The organism is uncultured Neptuniibacter sp. (genome assembly GCF_947498015.1).
Lineage (GTDB): Bacteria > Pseudomonadota > Gammaproteobacteria > Pseudomonadales > Balneatricaceae > Neptuniibacter.
Genome location: NZ_CANMIR010000031.1, coordinates 1 through 534, shown reverse-complemented (window position 1 = coordinate 534; position 534 = coordinate 1). Strand labels below are relative to the sequence as shown.

Sequence of the window (534 nt, the reverse complement as noted above, 5' to 3'; positions counted from 1 at the left end):
TCCATCTGAAACCGTATAGGTGAACACATCATCCGCCGTTTCCAGATCGTCCATACCCTGAATCGCTGCATCATTCAGAATGTAGCTGTAACTACCATCCGCACCGATGGTCAACGTTCCGTACAGACCCGTTACAACAGTTCCATCCGCAGAGGTCGTGTTCGCTGCAACCGCTTTATTCTCATCTCCATCGGCTATGTTGGTGACCGTTAAGCTCTCTACATCCACATCTGTATCTGCTACATCACCATAACTACCACTGTCCGGCGCATCTGTAGAATGATCCGTTGAAGTCAGTACGTTACCGCTTGCATCCGATACATCTTCCTGTGCCCAGTTAGTATCTGCGTTTGCAACCGGTGCATCATTATTACCAAACACGGTAACTGTCAGCGTGGTGGTGACTGGCGCGGCTCCATCTGAAACCGTATAGGTGAACACATCATCCGCCGTTTCCAGATCGTCCATACCCTGAATCGCTGCATCATTCAGAATGTAGCTGTAACTACCATCCGCACCGATGGTCAACGTTCC

Annotated in this window: 1 protein-coding gene; it reads right to left on the bottom strand. The window is 49.8% G+C overall.

Annotated elements, in window-relative coordinates; translation table 11 throughout:
* Positions 1–534: VCBS domain-containing protein (locus tag Q0882_RS16655; RefSeq protein ID WP_299184099.1), on the bottom strand; the 534-nt coding region annotated here is incomplete at both ends.